Origin of the sequence: Collimonas sp., assembly GCF_035566375.1 — a bacterium.
In the GTDB taxonomy this organism is placed as follows: Bacteria; Pseudomonadota; Gammaproteobacteria; order Burkholderiales; family Burkholderiaceae_D; genus Collimonas.
The window spans coordinates 1-20,212 of the sequence record NZ_DATMRK010000003.1 but is presented as its reverse complement, the minus strand read 5'-3'; the positions used below and the strand labels follow the sequence as shown (position 1 = coordinate 20,212).

The window sequence follows — 20,212 nt, the reverse complement described above, 5'->3', positions numbered from 1 at the left end:
TTGGTCCTCCCACCCGACTGGCACCCGCTACATTTGGGGACCTGACCGAAGGGAAGGCAACGGCTTTGCGGTCGCCTTTTCTTTGCTTACTTTCTTTTGGCGAAGCAAAAGAAAGTAAGTAGCTGCCGGGCTACCCCCGGCATGCATCCACGGAGTAGTGAACGTTTTAAGTAGCGACGGCCGATCGTTCATTGAATGCCACGGCACTTACTCCGTGGCCCGTTAAAAGGGGTCAGAGTAATTTTCGCAAAAAGCCGCGAAAAAAAACTCTGACCCCATTTAACTCGTACTCCGCGCTACTCAGCAAAATCAATCAACACACTCTTGATCCGCAAATTCGCTTCAAACGCCTGCCGCCCCAGATCCTTACCCATGCCGGAGCGCTTGTAGCCACCTGTCGGGATCACAAAATCCGAGCTGCGGCCATAGCGATTGATCCATACCGTGCCAGCCTCCAGATTACGGGCAAAACGCAACGCCCGGCTGATATCGCTGGTGTGGACGCCGGCTGCCAGGCCGTAGTCCGGGTGCGAGGCTAACGCCAGCGCTTCGGCGTCGTCATCGAATTCCTGCACGGTCAGCACCGGCCCGAATATCTCACTGTTGACTGCTTCCATGCTGCCGTCAACACCGGCCAGGATGGTCGGCAGATAGTAGGAACCGTTGCCAGTGCCAGCAGCCAGCGCCCCACCGGTGACCAGTTGCGCGCCAGCGGCGATGCTGCGGTTGACGATGCCGCCGATGCGATCGGCCTGGCCTTTGGAAATGATCGGGGCCAAAGTGGTTGCGTGGTGCCAGGTCGGCCCTGCTTTCAATGCCTCGAAGGCGCGGGCGATACCGGTTACCACCTGCTCGGCTGCGCCACGCTGCACAATCAGGCGCGAGCCGGCAACGCAAACCTGGCCAGCATTGCCGGAAATCGCGGCAGCCACCATACGCGCTACCTTGTCCAGATCGGGGGCGTCGGCAAAGACGATTTGCGGACTCTTGCCGCCCAGCTCCAGCGTCACCGGTTTGGTGCCGCTTTCGGCACAGGCGCGCATGATGGCGGCGCCGGTCTGGGTGGAGCCGGTGAAGGTGACTTTCGAGACCTTGGGATGACGGCACAGACTGTCGCCGGTGATGCGGCCGTCGCCCTGTATCACATTGAAAATGCCGGCGGGAACACCAGCCTTGATGGCCAGCTCGGCAAGGCGCAGCACGCTATAGGGCGTCATTTCGGAAGGTTTTAAAACCACCGCATTACCCGCCGCCAGCGCCGGGCCGATTTTCCATGAGGCCATCACCAGCGGGAAATTCCAGGGCGCGATCGCCGCCACCACGCCATACGGTTCAGTGATGGTCATGCCCAGGTGATCGTTGCGAGTGGCGGCGACTTCCCCGCCGTGCTTGTCGGCGAATTCTGCAAAGAAACGAATACCCTCGGCGGTGAACGGCACGTCCCATTGGGCGGCGTCGCGGATCGGCCGAGTCGATCCCAGCGCTTCCATCGGCGCCAGCACGGCGGCGTCGGCTTCGATCAGATCGGCCCAGCGGCGCAGGATGCGCGCCCGTTCGCGCGGCGGCTGGCTGGCCCAGTTGCTAGTCTTGAATGCCTGCCAGGCGTTTTCCACGGCGCGATCCACCAGCGCCGCGTCGGCCACCGGCAAGCCGGCGTAGACGTGGCCGTCGGATGGCCGCAACACGTCGATCAGATTGCTGCCGCCATCGATATAAGCGCCGCCGATGAAATGCGCGCTGTTAACAACAACCTGGTCCGGAGCGAAATCTTGCATGGAATATCCTTGGGCTTAGTGTGTTTTGTGAGGTGTTTTGTAACGTTTTGTCCGTAGTGCCGATGCTAATCCGAAATGCGGCCTATTTTGTGCTGAGACGATAGCCCAGCTCGCAACAAGATTGCGTAATTCCGCAGCAGATGGAGGAATCCTGCTGCAAGAAACAAGGCATCATTCAGTATCATCAAAAATCACCGAAAGTCCCGCTGCGCCCTACCCGGGCCGCACAGTCCGGTGAGTCCGGCGTTATCGACAAGGAGAAAGCCATGCAAGATCAAACCGCCAGCCAATTCACGCTGCGCCCGCTAGCCGAGACCGATCTCGACGCTTGTCATCGCCTGTCGCTGGCGCTGAAATGGCCGCACAGCCTGGAAGACTGGCAATTCATTTATCAGCTGGGCACCGGCTTCGCGATAGAGAAACAGAGCGATGGCCAAGCTCCGGCTTTGGTCGGCAGCGCCTTGTGCTGGCGTTACGGAAACAGCCACGCCTCGCTCGGCATGGTGATCGTGCAGGCGGCCCAGCAAGGACTGGGCTTGGGACGGCAATTGATGGAGCAACTGCTGCACGAACTTGGTGCGCGCAATATCATGCTGCACGCCACTCCGGCCGGCCAGCCGCTGTATGAAAAACTGGGTTTTGCGGCGACCGGCAAGCTGCATCAGCATCAGGGCTCGGCGCAGCAGTCGCCGCTGGTGGCGCTGCCGGCGGGTGAACGGATCCGGCCGATCGGCGTCAACGATGGCGTCAGATTACAAGCGCTGGATGCGCGCGCCACCGGCATCGATCGCAGCCAGTTGCTGGCGGCATTGGGTGAAATGGCCGAAGGGGTCGCCATCGACCGCGACGGCGAGGTACTGGGTTTTGCGCTGGTGCGGCGCTTCGGCCACGGCCGCGTTATCGGGCCGGTGATCGCCCCCGATGCGCTCCATGCAAAAGCGCTGATCAGCCACTGGATCAACACCTATGCCGGATCGTTCGTCCGGATCGACGTGCCGGACGCCAGCGGCCTCAGCGAATGGCTGAGCGAGATCGGGCTGACCCGGGTCGATACCGTGATCGCCATGCTCAAGGGAGAGCCAGCCAAGAAAGACCCTGGCCTGCAACTGTATTCGCTGATCAATCAGGCGCTCGGCTAGACACCACACGCAACGCGCAACACGCATTTCGAAGATTTCATCCTCAAGGACCGGCATGAGTTTCTTATACAAGGCGGACCCGGTGCGGGGCGCCGAATGGGCGCGTTTGTTCGCCGAACAAGCGCCGGATATTCCCTTTCATTGCTGGCCGGATTACGGTGCGGCCGAGCAGGTGCGTTATCTCGCTGCGTGGCTGCCGCCAGCAGACCTGGCCAGCCAGTTTCCCAATGTCGAAGTGGTGTTTTCGGTGGGAGCCGGCATCGATCAATTTGATTTTTCTTCGCTGCCGCCTGCTATCCCGGTGGTGCGCATGATCGAACCGGGCATCGCCGACGGCATGATTGAATATGTCACGCATGCGGTGCTGGCGATCCATCGCCAGAGCCATCTATATGCCCGGCAGCAGCGCGAGCAACGCTGGCAGGCGCATCTGCTCAAGCCTGCGGCCAGCTGCCGCATCGGCGTGCTGGGGCTGGGCGTACTGGGGCAGTCGGTGCTGAGCAAGTTGCGCGGTTTCGGTTTTCCCTGCGCCGGCTGGAGCCGCTCGGCACATGCCCTGGACGGCGTCGATTGCTATGCCGGTGAAGACAGCCTGGCGGCGTTCCTGGCGCGCAGCGATATCCTGATCTGCCTGCTGCCGCTGACCGAGAGCACACGCGGCATTCTTAACCGCAAGCTGTTCAATGCCTTGCCCGCCGGCGCCGCCGTCATCAACGTCGGCCGCGGCGGCCATCTGGCCGAGGCGGATCTGCTGGAGGCGCTCGCCAGCGGCCAGTTGTCATCTGCCACGCTGGATGTGTGCGAGACCGAGCCGCTGCCTGCCGGCCATCCATTCTGGGATCATCCGGATATCGTGCTTACCCCTCACATTGCCAGCATGACGCAACCGGCCAGCGCGGTTGAAGTGGTGCTCGACAACATCCGCCGCCATCAGGCCGGCCAGCCCTTGATCGGCCTGGTCGACAGGGACCGGGGATATTGAGGTTTGCAGGATGTCGAAAAACATCCTGCACAAAATGAAACCGCCGGCATCCACCGCAGAAAATGTTGCGATGCCGTCGAAATACCCAATTCTTGCCGTTTTCAGAGATGCATATCGCAAGCTAACGCTGCGCCAGCGGACGTAACATGGTTGCACAGTTTTCGATGCAATCGCCGTCATACACGCCACAGCCATCTCTGGAAAATACCATGCAAAATTCTCCCCTCGTCGCACTTGACCGTAGTCATCTGATCCATCCCGTCACCAGTTTCCGCAGCCACGAACAGCAAGGCGTCACCATCTTGCAATCGGCGCGTGGCGCTTATCTCACCGATCATCAAGGGCATGAATTGCTGGATGCATTCTCCGGCCTGTGGTGCGTCAATACCGGTTATGGCCAGGACAGCATCGTCCGTGTCGCTGCCGAGCAAATGACGCGCCTGCCCTACGCCACCGGTTATTTTCACTACGGTTCCGAGCCAGCCATTTTGCTGGCGGCGAAACTGGTCGAGCTCACTCCGGCTTCGCTGCAGCACGTGTATTTCACGCTGGGCGGATCGGATGCGGTGGATGCCGCGGTGCGCTATATCACCCACTATTACAATTCGCTGGGCCGGCCGCTCAAAAAACAATTCATCTCGCTGGAGCGCGGTTATCACGGCTCGTCATCGGTAGGCGCCGGCTTGACTGCCTTGTCCAACTTTCATCTTAATTTCGACCTGCCGCTGCCGAACCAGCACTACATCGCCTCGCCCTATCCGTATCGCAATCCGCTCGGCAACGACGATGCGGCGCTGATCCAGGCTTCGGTCCAGACTTTGCGCGACAAGGTGGCGCAGCTCGGCGCCGAAAATGTGGCGGCGTTTTTCTGCGAACCGATTCAGGGTTCGGGCGGCGTGATCGTGCCGCCGGTGGGCTGGCTGAAGGCGATGGAGAATGCTTGCCGCGAACTGGATATCCTGTTTGTGGTTGATGAAGTCATCACCGGTTTTGGCCGCACCGGCCCGCTGTTCGCCTGCGATGCCGAAGACGTGCAACCGGATCTGATGACCATGGCAAAGGGTTTAACCGCCGGCTATGCGCCGATGGGCGCGGTGATGATGTCGGACCGGGTATACAACACGATCGCCGATGGCGCCGCACCGGAAGCGGTGGTCGGTCACGGCCAGACCTATTCCGCCCATCCGGTCAGCGCCGCCATCGGCCTCGAAGTCTTGCGTCTGTATCACGAAGGCGGCCTGCTGGCCAACGGTGTCGCCCAGGAGCCGCATTTTGCACAAGGCTTGCGTGCGCTGCTGGCGCATCCGCTGGTGGGCGACGCCCGCAGCCGCGGTTTGCTGGGGGCGCTGGAACTGGTGGCCGACAAAGCCAGCAAACAGCGTTTTGCACCATCGCTGAAACTGGCGGAGCGAATCGCTGCTGCGGCTTACCGGCGCGGCCTGATTTTCCGCGCCTTCGGCGACAACATCCTTGGCTTCGCCCCGGCGCTGAGCTATACCAGCAGCGAATTCGAACTGCTGTTCAGCCGCCTCAGGCAGATCCTGGACGAGGTGCTTGAGCAGCCGGACGTGCGCAGCGCGCTGGCCTGAAACGTAGCCACAAACACTCCGGATACGACGGCGCAGCGGCTGGCTGTCGCCTCCGGAAATTTTCGATCGGAACGGGAAATCGCGGCAGCTTGCAGACACGTACTGCGTGATACCATGGGCACGCCTAGAAGAGATGTTTGATGACGGAGTCGATGATGAACACCAGCGCTGCCTTGAAACTTGACCGGATAGATTTACGCATTCTTTGCCATTTGCAGCAGAACAGCCGCATCACCAACGTCGCGCTGGCCGACTTGGTCGGCTTGTCTCCCAGCCCCTGCCTGATCCGCGTCAAACGCTTGGAAAAAGCCGGCTACATCTCCGGTTACGGCGCCCATATCCAGCTGGAAAAACTCAGTAACGTCCAGATCGTGTTCACCGAAGTCACCTTGTCCGATCATCGCCGCGAGGATTTTGCCAAGTTCGAAGCCAGCGTCCGCGGCTTCGACGAAATTGTCGAATGCCACCTGGTCAGCGGCGGTTACGACTATCTGCTGAAGTTCGTCACCCAAGGCGTGGTGCACTACCAGAGCATCATCGAAAATCTGCTGGAGCAACACCTCAACATCGAAAAATACTTCAGCTATATCGTGATCAAATCGCCCTTCATCAAAAGCCAGTATCCGCTGGAAAAATTCATCACCTCACAAAGCTGAATTATTTCTGCGTGTCCGCGGCGTCGAGCTTGGCAAAATATTCCTGCAAGAACTCGACGCAGACCCGCACCTTGGACGAGTTGCTCAAGCGCGACGGATACACCGCCCAGACATTGGCTTCCTGGCTGTAAGCCGGCAAGATCCTGAGCAACTGGCCGTTTTGCAGATATTGGCCGACATCCCAGATTGAACGCAGCACCACGCCGCGGCCATCAATCGCCCATTGCACCGCCACTTCGCCGTGATTGGTCGATAGCGGCCCGGTGACCTTGACCGTTTGCTCTTCGCCATTGGCACGCAACTTCCACACGCCGAACGGGTGATCGCGTTCCTTGATCACCAGGCAATCGTGCTGCGCCAGTTCGCTGAGCGTCAATGGCTGGCCACGCTTTTGCAGATACGCCGGGGCCGCGCACAAGACCCGATGGTTGGACGCCAGGCGGCGCGCAATCAGGTGCGGCGCAATCTCGTCGCCAACCCGCACATCCAGATCAAAACCTTCGCTGGCGATATCCACCAGGCGATCGAACACTTCGAAACGCACCGATAACAGCGGATAACGCGCCTGCAGCAGCGAAATCGCCGGGCCGACCAGATTGCGGCCAAAACCGAAACTGCTGCTGATGCGCAGCGCGCCACGCGGCACCTGGCGCGTGATCGAGACTTCCTGCAGCAAATGATCGATGTCGTCGAGTATCCGTTGCGCCCAGTGATAGACGCGCTCGCCTTCCTCGGTCACCACTACGCTGCGCGTGGTGCGCTGGAACAACCGGGTTGCCAGTTCCTCTTCGAGAATCCGGATGCGTTTGCTGACGTAGGCCGGCGAGCTGCCCAATTCATCGGCGGCGGCCGAAAAGCTCGATTTACGCACTACAGCGATAAATACGCGCAAGTCTTCCGGGGTAGGCATTTTATTCACGATCTGTGCACAATGCTTCAACAAAACACAGATTATATTCCCATTCAGAGTGAATATAATGTTCTGCATTAGTTAGTCAATCTGGCTGCGAATTTTGCGCTGCAGCCCCCCGCCGACACCGCTACAGAAAAAGGAAATCATGACCACCACATACAAAATCGCCGTGCTTGCCGGTGACGGCATTGGCAAGGAAGTCATGCCGGAAGGCTTGCGCGTGCTCAGCGCCGCCGCCAAACGCTTCGGCATTGCGCTGGAACTGACGGAATTCAACTGGGCCAGTTGCGACTACTACGCAGAAACCGGCAGCATGATGCCGGATGACTGGAAAGCCCAGTTGTCAGGAATGGATGCGATTTATTTTGGCGCGGTCGGCTGGCCCGCCATCGTTCCCGATCACATTTCCCTGTGGGGATCGCTGCTGAAATTCCGGCGCGAATTCGACCAATACATCAACCTGCGCCCGGCCCAGACTTTCGAAGGCGTGCGCAGCCCGCTGGCAGGCCGCGCCGCAGGCGACATCGACATGATGATCGTGCGTGAAAACACCGAGGGCGAATACTCATCGGTAGGCGGCATCATGTACGAAGGCACGCCGCACGAGATCGTGATGCAGCAGGCGGTGTTTTCGCGGCGTGGCACAGAGCGGGTGCTCAAGTATGCCTTCGAACTGGCCCGCAGCCGCGCCCGCAAGCACGTTACCGTCGCCACCAAGAGCAACGGCATTTCGATTTCCATGCCCTGGTGGGACGCCCGGGCGGCGGAAGTTGCCGAGGCCTATCCGGATATCGCCTGGGACAAGCAGCACATCGATATCTTGTGCGCACGTTTCGTATTGCAGCCGCAGCGTTTCGACGTCGTGGTTGCCTCCAATCTGTTCGGCGACATCTTGTCCGACCTGGGGCCGGCCTGTACCGGCACCATCGGCCTGGCGCCGTCGGCCAACCTGAATCCGGAACGCGATTTCCCGTCGCTGTTTGAACCGGTGCATGGTTCCGCACCGGATATCTACGGCAAGAATATCGCCAATCCGGTGGCGATGATCTGGTCTGGCGCCATGCTGCTCGATTTCCTCACCAACGGCAGCGGCGCTGGCCGCCAGGCGCATGACGCCATCGTCGCTGCGATCAAATCGGTGCTGGCGAGCGGGCCGCATACCGCCGATCTGGGCGGCACGGCTTCCACCACCGAGATGGGCCTAGCCATCGCCCGTCAAGTCAGCGAAGCCGCCTGAGGCGGTTGGGCTTGCATACCTTTATCGGAGTCGATCATGTCTTTTTTATTAAGTAATCCGTCGCTGCTGCGTTCGCAACATTTCATCGGCGGCACTTGGCGCGCGGCGCACAGCGACGCTACTTTTGCCGTCGCCGATCCGGCCAGCGGCGAGGATTTCACCGCAGTAGCCGACGGCGACGCTGCCGACGCCCGCGCCGCCAGCGATGCCGCGTTTGCGGCGCTGGAGCAATGGCGGCAAACCAGCGCTCGCGATCGGGCTCGCTTGCTCAAGCGCTGGCACGCGCTGATCCTGGCCAACACCGACGACCTGGCCAAACTGATTTCGCGTGAACAAGGCAAGCCGCTGGCGGAAGCACGCGGCGAAGTTGCTTACGGCGCTTCCTATGTCGAATGGTTTGCCGAAGAAGCGGTACGCGCCTACGGCGACATCATTCCCGACCAGGTGCGCGGCAAACGCATGAGCGTGGTGCGCGAAGCAGTCGGCGTGGTAGCGGCAATCACGCCCTGGAATTTTCCGCTGGCGATGATTGCCCGCAAGATCGCGCCGGCGCTGGCCGCCGGTTGCACGGTGGTGGCCAAACCGGCCGAAGATACGCCGCTGACCGCGCTGGCGCTGGTGTACTTGGCTGAACAAGCCGGCTTCCCGCCAGGCGTCATCAATATCGTCAGTGCTTCGCGTGCGCAAACGCCGCTGGTGGTAGACGACTGGCTGCAAGACAGCCGGGTGCGCAAGATCACCTTCACCGGCTCCACCCCAGTGGGCAAGCATCTGGCGCGCGGCTCCGCCTCGACCTTGAAAAAATTGTCTCTTGAGCTGGGCGGCAACGCGCCGTTCATCGTCTTCGACGACGCCAACCTGGATGCCGCCGTCGATGGCTTGATGGCAGCCAAATTCCGCAATGGCGGCCAGACATGCGTCTCGCCCAACCGGGTGTATGTGCAAGACGCCGTGTACCAGGCCTTTGCCGAAAAACTGGTGGCGCGGGTAGCGGCGCTCAAGGTCGGCCCCGGCAGCGTCGATGGGGTCCAGATCGGGCCGATGATCAACGCCCGCGCCATCGAAAAAATCTCGCGCCATGTAGAGGATGCGCTGGCGCGCGGCGCCACCCTGCTGACCGGCGGCGCGGCTATCCGCAACGAGCTTGCCAGCGGGCCGTTTTATTACGCGCCTACCGTGCTCGGCGAGGCCAGCACCGACATGCTGCTATTTGCAGAAGAAACTTTCGGCCCAGTGGTGCCGCTGTTTCGCTTCAGCAGCGAGGAGCAGGCGATACAGATGGCCAACGACACCCCGTTCGGCCTGGCCGCCTATTTCTACGCCGCCGATGCGGCGCGCATCTGGCGTGTCTCGAACGGTCTGGAAAGCGGCATCGTCGGCATCAACGAAGGCGCCCTGGCCAGCGAGGCGGCGCCGTTCGGCGGCGTCAAGGAATCCGGTTACGGCCGCGAAGGATCGCGTTATGGCCTGGATGATTACATGCACACTAAATACCTGTGCCAGGGCGGCCTGGCCTGAGTGCGCCCGGTCTCTCCGTAAACCTTTATGCCATTTTTAGATCGAAGCCATGAGCAACGCCTTCCCTGAATATCCGATCGAAATCGCGTTCCCTGATCTGCAGCCGTATAGTGCCGGCAATACCGGTATCGCCTATGTGCATAGCTTTTCCGCGCCAGCAGACGGGCCGCACGTAATGATCAACGCGCTCACCCACGGCAATGAAGTGTGCGGTGCGATTGTGGTCAAGGCTCTGCTGGATCTGGGGCTCAAGCCGCGCCGTGGCAAGCTGACGCTCTCCTTCGCCAATGTCGAAGGGTATCAGCGCTTCGATCCGTTGCAGCCGGACGCATCGCGGTTTGTCGATCAGGATTTGAATCGAGTCTGGACCCGCGCAGTGCTTGACGATCAGAAACTTGATTCGTCCGAATTGCGCCGCGCGCGCGCCATGTTGCCGGTGATCGATACGGTCGACCTGCTGCTGGATATCCACTCCATGCACGAACGCAGCGCGCCGCTGATCGTTTCCGGCCCGCTGCCTAAAGGCATCGCACTGGCGCGGCAATTGAATATTCCTCAGCATGTGATCAGCGACGCCGGCCATCCCGAGGGCCGCCGCATGCGCGACTACGCCGCCTTTGGCGACACCGCCAGCGCTAAAAACGCGCTGTTGATCGAATGCGGCCAGCATTGGGAAGCCGCCGCCGTCACGGTTGCCAGGCACAGCACCGCGCGCTTCCTGTTGTTGGCCGGCGTGATCGAACGCGGCGATTTGCCGGACGATTGGTGGCCCGCGCCGGCGGCCGCCAGCATCGTCATCCAGGTGACGCATGCGGTAGTCGCCAGCAGCATGGCATTCCGCTTTTCCTATGCCTATACCGGCCTGGAAACCTTTGCCGAAGCAGGCTCTGTGATCGGCTGGGACAACGGCCAGGCGGTCGTCACTCCCTATCCCGATTGCGTATTGGTGATGCCATCCCTGCGGCAGTTGCGGCCCGGTGTCACGGTGGTCCGTTTCGGACGGACTCTGGACTAGGCAGCGCCCGCCCCTCCGCGCAGACTTCGACCGCCTCAGCTTTTATCAACCCATCAGCCACTTACCATGACAACTGCAACCATCATCAGCTACGCCGACATCCAGCCGGCTATTTCCGTGCGCCAGCCGGATCCGGAAATGCGCGTAAAGGGCGCGCCGCAAAGAACCACGTTCAGTTATTTTGTCGAGCCCGCATTCGGACTGAGCTCGGGGATCTGGAGCGCTGAAACCGGCGCCTACAAGATTTCGATGCCGGCATCCAAACATGAGTTTTTTCACATACTTACCGGCAAGGTGGAGGTCAGCTGCGACAGCAGCGGCGCCGTCAAATCGTTCGGCCCTGGCGACACCGGCGTCATCCCTCCCGGCTTCACAGGCATGTTTGAAATCGTCGAAACCGCCAGCAAGTTTTATGTCGTGACCGATCGCGATATCTGATCTTACTGTCTCATTTCGCGGCTGCCTCAAGGGCTGAGCGGGTCCGGCAGCTCATTGAGACATCACTGAGACATATGATGATCACCAGCAAAATATTCCATTCCAGTGTCATTCTGGCATTTCGTAACGAGCTGTAAAAAGCCGGTACTTTTTGCCCGGGGTATTGGAATATCAACATTCCCGGGGCGCTGCTTGATTGTTGTTTGGTTGTTGTTTGGTTGTTGCTTGGTTATTACTTGATAAGCGCCCGATCACCCGCATATTTATCCAATCATCCTGGAAAGCCCCCATGCCATCCAAGTAATGCGATATCGAATCACACCGCGAATCACGCCGTTTGAAAGGACTCTGACCATGCCATACCTGCAGATAATCGTCATCCTCGCCACCTTGCTGGTGGGCCTGCCCCTGACCAGCATGGCCGGCAACAGCGACAGCACGGAAATGCAAACCACGCCAGCCAACCAGACCGCGCTGCCGATGGTGGCCGGTGAAATCCGCAAAGTCGACGCCAGCACCGGCAAGATCACCATCAAGCACGAAGAAATCCCCAATTTCGGCATCCCGGCCATGACCATGTTGTTCAAGGCCGGCGATCCAGCCATGCTGGAGCAGTTCAAGGCCGGCGACAAGGTCCGGTTTGCGATCGACAAGGTCGATGGTGCGTTGACCATTGTCAGTCTGGAATTGGCGGAGCAGTAACTAAAAAGCGGATTGGAGCACTGCGACGTCGGTATCTTGCGCCGGTATCTTGCTGCGCCGGCGCCGTCACACGTCCTCCATCATGAGCTCAAGCCACAAGTCAAGACGCAAAGTCAAGACGCAACTAGTGAAACAAGACTGTTAAGCGACACGCCGATCGCCGAATGAGCGATCAAAAAACGGGCCTCCTCCCGCGATCGCCCGCATCCGATGTCGATATCCTGAGAGAAAAAAAATAATTGGCCGTTAGACCAGCCAGGGGCAGACACGTCTACCGGATGTTCAGCCCTGAGATGACTGACGTTAATCCTTTCTCACTCTTTGCTGCTACCAGGCATATATTCCAAACAGGATTTCCCTAAAATGTTTTCATCTCTTCGTACACGACTTATCGTCATTTGCGTCTCCATTGTGGTTCTGGCGCTGGTGATACTGGCTTCAGCCAACTTCATCACAACCCGCAGCCATAAGCTCGAATCGCTCAACGAGCAAATGCTGCAACTGGCAGGCGACCATTCGTCCGGCATCGCGGAATGGGTGCATTCCAAGGCTGCCATCGTTTCCTCAATGAATATGGCGGCTGACCTCGCCGATCCTCTGCCGTTTATCAAGGCAGCACAAAAGGCGGGCGAATTTGACGATGCCTATACGGCCTACCCGGACAAACGGATGCTGGCGCCCCACCCGATGCCACCCGGTTACGATCCCACAGGCCGGCCTTGGTATCTCAAGGCGTCGCAAGCGGCCGCGCCGGTGCTGACCGCCCCCTATGTGGATGCGAGCACCGGCAAACTGGTGGTCACATTCGCCGAACCTGTGATCAGCAAAGGGCATGTCAAAGCAATCTCCGCTGCCGACGTGGTGCTCGATTCGGTGATCCGCAACGTCAACGCCATCAAGCCGACGCCCAACAGCTTTGCCTTCCTGATGGACGGCAGCGGCACCATCATCGCCCATCCTAATGCGACACTGGCCATGAAGCCCGTATCGGCGCTTGAGAGCACCTTGTCTGCGCAAAAATTGGCGGCTCTCGAACATGCCAAGGACGGCAGCAGCATCCGCCTCAACGATCGCGACGGCAGATTGTATGTGAGTAAAATCGCCGGCACGGACTGGATGTTGGTAGTAGTGATGGACTATGCCGAAGCGACCCAGGCGATGACCTCGATGCTGATCACATCGACCGTCACGGCGCTGTTGATCATCGCGCTGGCGGCCCTGGCGCTAACCTTGCTGGTGGTGCATGCGCTCAAGCGCATGGAACTGATCCGCGATGCGATGCAGGAAATCGCTTCGGGCGATGGCGACCTGACGCGACGTCTTGACGCCGCAGGTAAAGACGAGCTGGCGCAGATCGCCGGCGCGTTCAACCTGTTCGTCGACAAGATCGCCGAGGTTCTCGGGCAAATCCGCCGCAGCACCGAATCGGTCAAGGTCGCGTCGCACCAGATCGCTGCAGGTAATCTCGACCTGTCGTCGCGCACCGAACAGCAGGCCAGCTCGCTGGAACAGACCGCCGCATCGATGGAAGAAATTACCGGCACGGTCAAGCAGAGCGCCGACAATGCGCGCCAGGCAAATCAACTCGCCGTGTCCGCCTCCAGCGTGGCTGTCAAGGGCGGCACGGTAGTGTCGCAAGTGGTCGAAACCATGGACTCGATCAATGCCTCGTCGAAGAAGATCGTCGACATTATCGGTGTCATCGACGGCATTGCTTTCCAGACAAATATCCTGGCCTTGAATGCTGCGGTCGAAGCGGCGCGTGCCGGTGAGCAAGGCAGAGGTTTTGCGGTGGTGGCAAGCGAAGTGCGCAATCTGGCCCAGCGCAGCGCCACCGCGGCCAAGGAAATCAAAGGCTTGATCGGCGATTCGGTGGACAAAGTGGGGATCGGTAGCAAGCTGGTGGCCGAAGCCGGGGTGACCATGGAGCAGATCGTCGATAGCGTGCAACGGGTTACCGACATCATGGCCGAGATTACCGCAGCCAGCCAGGAACAGAGCAGCGGCATCGAGCAGATCAACCAGGCGATAGGCCAGATGGATCAGGTCACTCAGCAAAACGCCGCACTGGTGGAAGAAGCCGCCGCTGCCGCCGCATCGCTGCAAGAGCACGCAGGCAATTTGTCGCAGGTCGTCAGCATGTTCAAGCTCGATGCAGCTCATGGCGTACCTGCCTTTAAAGCGGCAGCCACTGCCAACAGCCCGCATATGCAAACCGCCGCACAGCCCAACAACGCCAAGGTCATGTTCTTGAGCAAAAAAGCAGGCACGGCCAAAAGCATGGCCAACGCCCCGATGCAGAACAAACAAGTCGGCGCTGGTCAAGCCGGCACCGCGGGGGATTGGGAGCAGTTTTAACTGACCGGTCCATCACTTTGACGCGGACTTTGCCGTATTCATTAGCTCGAACCATCGCTATGGAGTCATCTGGGGTCGGAGTCAACTTTCGCAGCGCTTCATCGCGAAACTTGACTCCGACCCCACATGACGGATTCGGAGAAAAACAGAGCGCACTAGGCGGTTTGTTTTTCTAGCGATAAGGCAGCTACTCCGTGGCCCGCTAAGTGGGGTCAGAGTGAAGTTTCTGCAAAAAGCGCGCAGAAAGTTCACTCTGACCCCAGTTAGCTGCGTTGGTTAAGCGCAACCGGGCAAGGGCATTGATCAGGTACGGCGATTGACTATCCGGATCTCCCCCGCCTCGCCGTTCTGCGGCACCAGTTCCAGCGAGACCACCGGCCCCTTGCGCGGATCGTGCTGAAACGTGATCCGCACTTTCTGCGCGGTCTCTATGCCGGCAAAATCGCGGACCAGGATCCTGGTCACATTCGGCAATTCTTCCGAACCGAGCGCAAAAGCATCGCTTTCGTTCTGCTGATCCGAGGCGATGTGGCCGTTTTTATACACACAGACGATGGCTTGCGCCGGGTCGACGCCATTGCTCATCAGGAAGGAATCGTTGACCAGGAACAAGGCCGGCGGAATCCTGGATAAATCGATCTGGCTGACGTCGGGCCAGTCGTTCTTGGTGATCACTTTGCCGCCGGCATAATACTTTGCAACGAACTGATCGCCCATGCAGGGCAGATGGTCGGTTGCGGCTTCGGCGTGTTGCAACAGTTGTTGCACGTCGCTTGCTTCGAATTCCACTGTAATGGTCGGGGTCATCATATTTGTCATGGCCGGATTATCGCATTGCGGCTGACGTTGCGGCTTCATTGCTGTATATAATGTGCGGCATGGAAAATCCCAATGAATTCGTACAATGGCTGCGCTCGGTCGCGCCCTATATCCATGCCTTTCGCGGCAAGACCTTTGTCGTCGCCTTTCCGGGCGAACTAGTCACCGCCGGCGCCTTGCCGGTGCTGGCGCAAGACTTGTCGCTGCTGCATGCTCTCGGCATCAAGGTGGTGATTGTGCACGGCTCGCGGCCGCAGGTTGAAGAACAACTGGCGCTGCGTAATGTAGAAGCGCGCTTCCACAACGGCTTGCGGATCACCGATACCGCCGCGCTGGAATGCGCCAAGGAAGCGGCCGGCGAATTGCGCCTGGATATCGAAGCCGCTTTCAGCCAGGGTCTGCCCAACACGCCGATGGCGCATGCCGCGATTCGTATCATTTCTGGCAACTTTGTCACCGCCCGTCCGCTGGGCGTGATCGACGGCGCCGACCTGCAACTGACCGGCGTGGTGCGCAAGATCGATTACGACACCATCCACCCTATCCTCAACGCCGGCGGCCTGGTGCTGCTGTCGCCGCTGGGCTTTTCGCCGACCGGCGAAGCGTTCAACCTGACCATGGAAGACGTGGCGGTAGCGGCGGCGATTTCGCTGCGTGCCGAAAAGCTGATTTTCATCAGTGAAACGCCGTTGATGAAAGACGCTGGCGACACCGAAATCCGCGAGCTGTCTTCGCACCAGGCGCAAGCGGTGCTGGATAGCGGTTGCCTGCCGGCCGATTCGGCCTTCTATCTGCAGCACGCCATCAAGGCCTGTAACGCCGGTGTGCCGCGCGCCCATGTGGTGCCGTTCGCCACCGACGGTTCGGTCTTGCTGGAATTGTTTACCCACGATGGCGTGGGCACCATGATTTCCTACGAAAACCTGGAAAGCCTGCGCGAAGCGACGATTGAAGACGTCGGCGGCATCCTGAAGCTGATCGAGCCGCTGGAAAACGACGGCACCCTGGTCAAACGCGGCCGCGAACTGATCGAACGCGAGATTCATTACTTCTCAGTAATTGAGCATGACGGCGTGATTTTCGGCTGCGCTGCGCTGTATCCTTTCCCATCGGAAAAAATGGCGGAAATGGCATGCCTCACGGTCAATCCGGAAGTGCAAGCGCAAGGCGACGGCGAACGCATCCTGAAACACATGGAAAGCCGGGCCCGCGCGGCCGGCTTCAGCAAACTGTTCGTGCTGACCACCCGCACCTCGCACTGGTTCCTGCGGCGCGGTTTTGTCCACGCCACGGTCGATGACCTGCCTAAGGATCGCCAGCACATGTACAACTGGCAACGGAAATCGCTGGTGTTGATCAAGACGCTGTAGTTGGCAAACTTCGTCGGCAAACTTATTCAGCAACCACAATCTTAAAATCGAGTCTAAAAACAGGACTCAAGCAACCTACAAGGAATAACCATGGCACGCACCATCCATTGCATCAAGCTAGACAAAGAAGCCGAAGGCCTGGACTTCCCGCCGTATCCAGGCGAGCTGGGCAAGCGCATCTATGAAAGCGTTTCGAAAGAAGCCTGGGCCGCCTGGCTCAAGCATCAGACCATGCTGGTCAATGAAAACCGCCTGAACCTGGCTGACGTGCGGGCCCGTAAATACCTGGCGGTACAGATGGAAAAACATTTCTTCGGCGAAGGCGCCGACGCCGCCAGCGGCTATGTGCCGCCGACCGAATAAGCGCTGCACTTCAGAATATCTCTCTTCCCCCTCTACCTCTGTGGCAAAATAGGCAAGATTTATTTGTCCGGAGGTAGCAGCCCATTGCAGCCCATGCGCTGCAAGCCAAGCCCGAATTCAAGTAATCTATCCTGCGTTGGGTACACGCACATTTTGTCGCTTCATTTGTTAACTCGTTTGTTGATTCATTTCTCCACAGATCGGAACCTCATGCATCCATTCCGTAAACATTCCTGGTCCAATCATTTACTGTCGTGCTTGCTGGCGACTGCCATCAGCATCGGCTTCACCGGCGCGGCAACAGCGGCGGTCACATTGCCGGCCGGCGTGACCCAAGGGCCGGCGGCCGAAGGCATCACCGAATATCAGTTTGCCAACGGCTTCAAAGTCTTGCTGTTTCCCGATGCATCGAAACCGACAGTAACAGTCAACATGACTTACCTGGTCGGTTCGCGCTTCGAGAATTACGGCGAAACCGGCATGGCGCATTTGCTGGAACACTTGATGTTCAAGGGCACTCCCGCTCATCCTTCTATCCCGAAGGATTTCAGCCAGCGCGGCATGTCGTTCAACGGCACCACCAATATCGACCGCACCAATTATTATGAAATCTTCCAGGCCGGCGACGACAACCTGAAATGGGCGATCGACATGGAAGCCGATCGCATGCTGCATTCGTTCATCGCCAGGAAAGACCTGGATAGCGAAATGACGGTGGTGCGCAACGAATACGAACAGGGCGAAAACTCGCCGTTCGGGGTTCTCATCAAGCGCCTGCAAGGCGTGGCTTACGATTGGCACAACTACGGCAAGCCGACCATCGGCAACCGCAGCGATATCGAGAACGTCAAGATAGAAAACCTGCAAGCCTTTTATCACACCTACTACCAACCGGATAACGCGGTGCTGCTGATCGCCGGCAAATTCGATCAGGCCAAGACGCTGGCCTGGGTCAGCCAGGCCTTTGGCAAGCTGCCCAAGCCAACTCGCAAGATGCGCGATTTCTGGACCGTGGAACCGACCCAGGACGGCGAACGCAGCGTCACCGTGCGGCGCCAGGGCGATGTGCAGATCGTCGCGGTAGCCTACAAGATCCCGAGCGAGCTGCATGCCGACAGCGACGCCCTATCTTACGCCGGCACGATTCTGGCGGACACGCCCAACGGCCGTTTGCACAAGTCGCTGGTGGAAACCGGTAAAGCCACGGCCGTGTTTAACTACGAAATGACCGGCTATGCGCCGGGCCTGGAAATCATTGCCGCCGTGGTCAAGAAAGGCGAACCGATCGAACCGGTGCGGCAGGCCTTGATCGACGGTGTCGAGCAATTTGCAAAAACCCCGCCTACGCCGGAAGAGATGGAAAGGGTGCGTCTGGCTAACGCCAACAATTTCGAAAAGCTGATGAACGATCCGCAGCAAGTCGGCGTCGGCATGTCCGGCACTATCGCGCTGGGCGATTGGCGTTTGCTGTTTTTGGGGCGTGACCGTTCCAACAAAGTCACTTCGGCACAGGTAGCGACGGCGGCAGCGCACTACTTCACGCGCGATAACCGCACGGTCGGCATGTTCTTGCCGGAAGACCAGCTGCAACGCGCCGATGTTCCGGCAGCGCCAGCCGTGGCTGAAGTACTCAAGGAATACACGCCACAGCAGGCCATCGCCGACGGAGAGGTTTTCGACCCTTCGCAAGCCAATATCGACGCCCGTACCCAGCGCTTGCAGATAGGCGGTTTGAAACTGGCGTTGCTGCCGAAGAAAACACGCGGCGCCTCGGTCTCGGTCAAGCTAAATCTGCAATGGGGCGATGAAAAAACCCTGTTCGGCAAAAAGACTGCATCTGAACTGACCGACGCCATGCTGATGCGCGGCAGCAGCACGCTGACACGCGATCAACTGGCGGACGAGTTCTCCAAGCTGAAGATCAGCGGCGACCTGACGCAATTCCAGACCAACCGCGCCAATCTGCCGGCCGCATTGAAACTGATCGCCAGCGTACTCAAGCAACCACGCCTCGATCCGGCTGAATTCGAGCGCCTGCGCAAGGAAGCGTTGGTTGGACTGGAGGCGTCGCGCAACGAGCCGAAAACACTGGCGAGCGAAGCCATCTCCCAGCATTTCAACAAATATCCGCAAGGCCACTGGCTGGCGGCGCAAACCGTGGATCAGCAAATCGCCGCGATCCAGGCCACCACCTTGGCTGACGTCAGCGCCTTCCATCACGACTTTTACGGCGCCTCGCAAGGCGAGCTGGCGATCGTCGGCGATTTCGACGTTGCTGCGGTCACCCAGGTAGTGCAGGACGAATTCGGCAGCTGGCGCGGCCTGGCTCCTTATCAGCGCGTGATCCGGCAAAATTTCGAGGTTGCGCCTTTGCAGAAAACCATCAATTCGCCGGACAAGGAAAACGGTTTTTACGTAGCGCGCCTGAACCTGGACATGCGTGACGACGACGCCGATTACCCAGCCATGATGGTAGCCAATTATCTGTTCGGCGGCGGCAGTTTGAAATCGCGCCTGATGGACCGAGTGCGTCAAAAAGAAGGCCTGTCCTACGGCATCGACTCCGCGCTGGACATCAGCGCCATCAGCCGCGCCGCCAGATTCTCGGTACAAGCCATCGCCGCGCCGCAAAACCTGAACAAGGTCGACCAGGCCGTTAAGGAAGAACTGGCACGCGCACTCAAGGACGGTTTCAGCGCCGACGAACTAGCCCGCGCCAAATCCGGCATCCTCCAGGACAACCAACGCGCCCGCGCCCAAGACGTAGCACTCAGCGTCGGCTGGGCCAGACTGCTAGACCTCGACCGCAGCTTCGCCTGGAGCAAGCAAATCGAAGACAAGATCAGCGCCCTGACGGTAGAACAAGTCAACGACGCCTTCCGTAAATACATCGACCCTGCCCGCCTAAGCGTAGTGATTGCACGCGATGAAGCCAAGGCAAACGCCGTTGCGACAGCAAAGCCATAAGTCGTAGATAAACATAAGCAGTACCCGCAGTTTCACGAAAACCGCTGTTGTGTTCGCAATTGAAGTAGCGAACACAGCGGCGGTTTTTTTTGCAGTTGTTTTTGAAGCTGCGGTTGTTTTTGACGTGCCCCGCATTGGGACGTTGCCAAATGTAGCGGCTGTCAGTCGGGAATTGTGAAGAGACATGTTTGAGCACAGCGAGTTGGTCTCTTCACCCGACTGGCAGCCGGTACATTTGGGGACCTGACCGAAGGGAAGGCAACGGCTTTGCGGTCGCCTTCTTTTTGGTTACTTTTTCTTGGCGAAGTGTATAGACCGGAGACATAGGTAACAGGTGTGCCGGGACATGGGTAACACTTTTGGTTCATTCG

The 20,212-nt window shown here is 59.1% G+C and carries 16 protein-coding genes; 13 read left to right on the top strand and 3 right to left on the bottom strand.

The window, feature by feature from the left end:
• Positions 1-296: 296 nt before the first annotated feature.
• Entirely contained in the window at positions 297-1,775 is a 1,479-nt protein-coding gene (locus VNZ60_RS00700) for an aldehyde dehydrogenase family protein (RefSeq protein WP_325656193.1), read from the bottom strand.
• A 266-nt stretch (positions 1,776-2,041) separates the two neighbouring features.
• On the opposite strand from VNZ60_RS00700, the gene VNZ60_RS00695 reads away from it, so the two are divergent.
• The 4 genes from VNZ60_RS00695 to VNZ60_RS00680 all read left to right on the top strand — a co-directional run bounded on the left by VNZ60_RS00695 (position 2,042) and on the right by VNZ60_RS00680 (position 6,141).
• On the top strand, positions 2,042-2,914 hold the full coding sequence (locus VNZ60_RS00695; RefSeq protein WP_325656192.1) for a GNAT family N-acetyltransferase: 873 nt from the start codon (positions 2,042-2,044) through the stop codon (positions 2,912-2,914).
• Between the two features lie 55 nt (positions 2,915-2,969).
• On the top strand, positions 2,970-3,896 hold the full coding sequence (locus tag VNZ60_RS00690; protein ID WP_325656190.1) for a 2-hydroxyacid dehydrogenase: 927 nt from the start codon (positions 2,970-2,972) through the stop codon (positions 3,894-3,896).
• Between the two features lie 209 nt (positions 3,897-4,105).
• Positions 4,106-5,485 (top strand): aspartate aminotransferase family protein, encoded by a 1,380-nt coding sequence (locus tag VNZ60_RS00685; protein WP_325656188.1) that lies wholly within the window; start codon positions 4,106-4,108, stop codon positions 5,483-5,485.
• Positions 5,486-5,640: 155 nt separating this feature from the next.
• Positions 5,641-6,141 carry an Lrp/AsnC family transcriptional regulator gene (locus VNZ60_RS00680; protein WP_325656196.1) on the top strand — a complete coding sequence of 167 codons (501 nt, stop codon included), beginning with the start codon at positions 5,641-5,643 and terminating at the stop codon, positions 6,139-6,141.
• A 1-nt stretch (position 6,142) separates the two neighbouring features.
• Here VNZ60_RS00680 and VNZ60_RS00675 read toward each other — a convergent pair whose 3' ends face one another.
• Positions 6,143-7,051: a LysR substrate-binding domain-containing protein gene (locus VNZ60_RS00675; RefSeq protein WP_325656194.1), complete on the bottom strand. Its 909-nt coding sequence runs from the start codon at positions 7,049-7,051 to the stop codon at positions 6,143-6,145.
• 148 nt (positions 7,052-7,199) lie between these two features.
• On the opposite strand from VNZ60_RS00675, the gene VNZ60_RS00670 reads away from it, so the two are divergent.
• From VNZ60_RS00670 to VNZ60_RS00645, 6 genes are all read left to right on the top strand, one after another.
• On the top strand, positions 7,200-8,291 hold the full coding sequence (locus tag VNZ60_RS00670) for a tartrate dehydrogenase (RefSeq protein WP_325656186.1): 1,092 nt from the start codon (positions 7,200-7,202) through the stop codon (positions 8,289-8,291).
• Positions 8,292-8,327: 36 nt separating this feature from the next.
• Positions 8,328-9,809: an NAD-dependent succinate-semialdehyde dehydrogenase gene (locus VNZ60_RS00665; RefSeq protein WP_325656184.1), complete on the top strand. Its 1,482-nt coding sequence runs from the start codon at positions 8,328-8,330 to the stop codon at positions 9,807-9,809.
• Between the two features lie 49 nt (positions 9,810-9,858).
• On the top strand, positions 9,859-10,824 hold the full coding sequence (locus VNZ60_RS00660; RefSeq protein ID WP_325656182.1) for a M14 family metallopeptidase: 966 nt from the start codon (positions 9,859-9,861) through the stop codon (positions 10,822-10,824).
• A gap of 66 nt (positions 10,825-10,890) precedes the next feature.
• Complete coding sequence (locus VNZ60_RS00655; RefSeq protein WP_325656180.1) at positions 10,891-11,262, top strand: cupin domain-containing protein; 372 nt, start codon at positions 10,891-10,893, stop codon at positions 11,260-11,262.
• Between the two features lie 354 nt (positions 11,263-11,616).
• On the top strand, positions 11,617-11,964 hold the full coding sequence (locus VNZ60_RS00650) for a copper-binding protein (RefSeq protein WP_325656178.1): 348 nt from the start codon (positions 11,617-11,619) through the stop codon (positions 11,962-11,964).
• Between the two features lie 363 nt (positions 11,965-12,327).
• A complete protein-coding gene (locus VNZ60_RS00645; RefSeq protein ID WP_325656176.1) occupies positions 12,328-14,322 on the top strand; it encodes a methyl-accepting chemotaxis protein in 1,995 nt (664 codons plus the stop codon).
• A gap of 303 nt (positions 14,323-14,625) precedes the next feature.
• Here the strand turns inward: VNZ60_RS00645 and VNZ60_RS00640 are convergent, their stop codons facing one another.
• Positions 14,626-15,141: a hypothetical protein gene (locus tag VNZ60_RS00640; RefSeq protein ID WP_325656174.1), complete on the bottom strand. Its 516-nt coding sequence runs from the start codon at positions 15,139-15,141 to the stop codon at positions 14,626-14,628.
• A gap of 59 nt (positions 15,142-15,200) precedes the next feature.
• On the opposite strand from VNZ60_RS00640, the gene argA reads away from it, so the two are divergent.
• From argA to VNZ60_RS00625, 3 genes are all read left to right on the top strand, one after another.
• The gene (gene argA / locus VNZ60_RS00635) at positions 15,201-16,511 is read left to right on the top strand and encodes an amino-acid N-acetyltransferase (RefSeq protein ID WP_325656172.1); all 1,311 of its coding nucleotides are present in this window, start codon (positions 15,201-15,203) and stop codon (positions 16,509-16,511) included.
• A gap of 90 nt (positions 16,512-16,601) precedes the next feature.
• Complete coding sequence (locus VNZ60_RS00630; RefSeq protein ID WP_325656170.1) at positions 16,602-16,874, top strand: oxidative damage protection protein; 273 nt, start codon at positions 16,602-16,604, stop codon at positions 16,872-16,874.
• 210 nt (positions 16,875-17,084) lie between these two features.
• The gene (locus VNZ60_RS00625) at positions 17,085-19,841 is read left to right on the top strand and encodes a M16 family metallopeptidase (protein ID WP_325656169.1); all 2,757 of its coding nucleotides are present in this window, start codon (positions 17,085-17,087) and stop codon (positions 19,839-19,841) included.
• Positions 19,842-20,212 lie beyond the last annotated feature (371 nt).

What these genes read in the sequence shown, in the direction of transcription:
- VNZ60_RS00700 (WP_325656193.1), bottom strand. Translation starts at nt 1,775, where the DNA reads ATGCAAGATTTCGCTCCGGACCAGGTTGTTGTTAACAGCGCGCATTTC.
- VNZ60_RS00695 (WP_325656192.1), top strand. Translation starts at nt 2,042, where the DNA reads ATGCAAGATCAAACCGCCAGCCAATTCACGCTGCGCCCGCTAGCCGAG.
- VNZ60_RS00690 (WP_325656190.1), top strand. Translation starts at nt 2,970, where the DNA reads ATGAGTTTCTTATACAAGGCGGACCCGGTGCGGGGCGCCGAATGGGCG.
- VNZ60_RS00685 (WP_325656188.1), top strand. Translation starts at nt 4,106, where the DNA reads ATGCAAAATTCTCCCCTCGTCGCACTTGACCGTAGTCATCTGATCCAT.
- VNZ60_RS00680 (WP_325656196.1), top strand. Translation starts at nt 5,641, where the DNA reads ATGAACACCAGCGCTGCCTTGAAACTTGACCGGATAGATTTACGCATT.
- VNZ60_RS00675 (WP_325656194.1), bottom strand. Translation starts at nt 7,051, where the DNA reads ATGCCTACCCCGGAAGACTTGCGCGTATTTATCGCTGTAGTGCGTAAA.
- VNZ60_RS00670 (WP_325656186.1), top strand. Translation starts at nt 7,200, where the DNA reads ATGACCACCACATACAAAATCGCCGTGCTTGCCGGTGACGGCATTGGC.
- VNZ60_RS00665 (WP_325656184.1), top strand. Translation starts at nt 8,328, where the DNA reads ATGTCTTTTTTATTAAGTAATCCGTCGCTGCTGCGTTCGCAACATTTC.
- VNZ60_RS00660 (WP_325656182.1), top strand. Translation starts at nt 9,859, where the DNA reads ATGAGCAACGCCTTCCCTGAATATCCGATCGAAATCGCGTTCCCTGAT.
- VNZ60_RS00655 (WP_325656180.1), top strand. Translation starts at nt 10,891, where the DNA reads ATGACAACTGCAACCATCATCAGCTACGCCGACATCCAGCCGGCTATT.
- VNZ60_RS00650 (WP_325656178.1), top strand. Translation starts at nt 11,617, where the DNA reads ATGCCATACCTGCAGATAATCGTCATCCTCGCCACCTTGCTGGTGGGC.
- VNZ60_RS00645 (WP_325656176.1), top strand. Translation starts at nt 12,328, where the DNA reads ATGTTTTCATCTCTTCGTACACGACTTATCGTCATTTGCGTCTCCATT.
- VNZ60_RS00640 (WP_325656174.1), bottom strand. Translation starts at nt 15,141, where the DNA reads ATGACAAATATGATGACCCCGACCATTACAGTGGAATTCGAAGCAAGC.
- argA (WP_325656172.1), top strand. Translation starts at nt 15,201, where the DNA reads ATGGAAAATCCCAATGAATTCGTACAATGGCTGCGCTCGGTCGCGCCC.
- VNZ60_RS00630 (WP_325656170.1), top strand. Translation starts at nt 16,602, where the DNA reads ATGGCACGCACCATCCATTGCATCAAGCTAGACAAAGAAGCCGAAGGC.
- VNZ60_RS00625 (WP_325656169.1), top strand. Translation starts at nt 17,085, where the DNA reads ATGCATCCATTCCGTAAACATTCCTGGTCCAATCATTTACTGTCGTGC.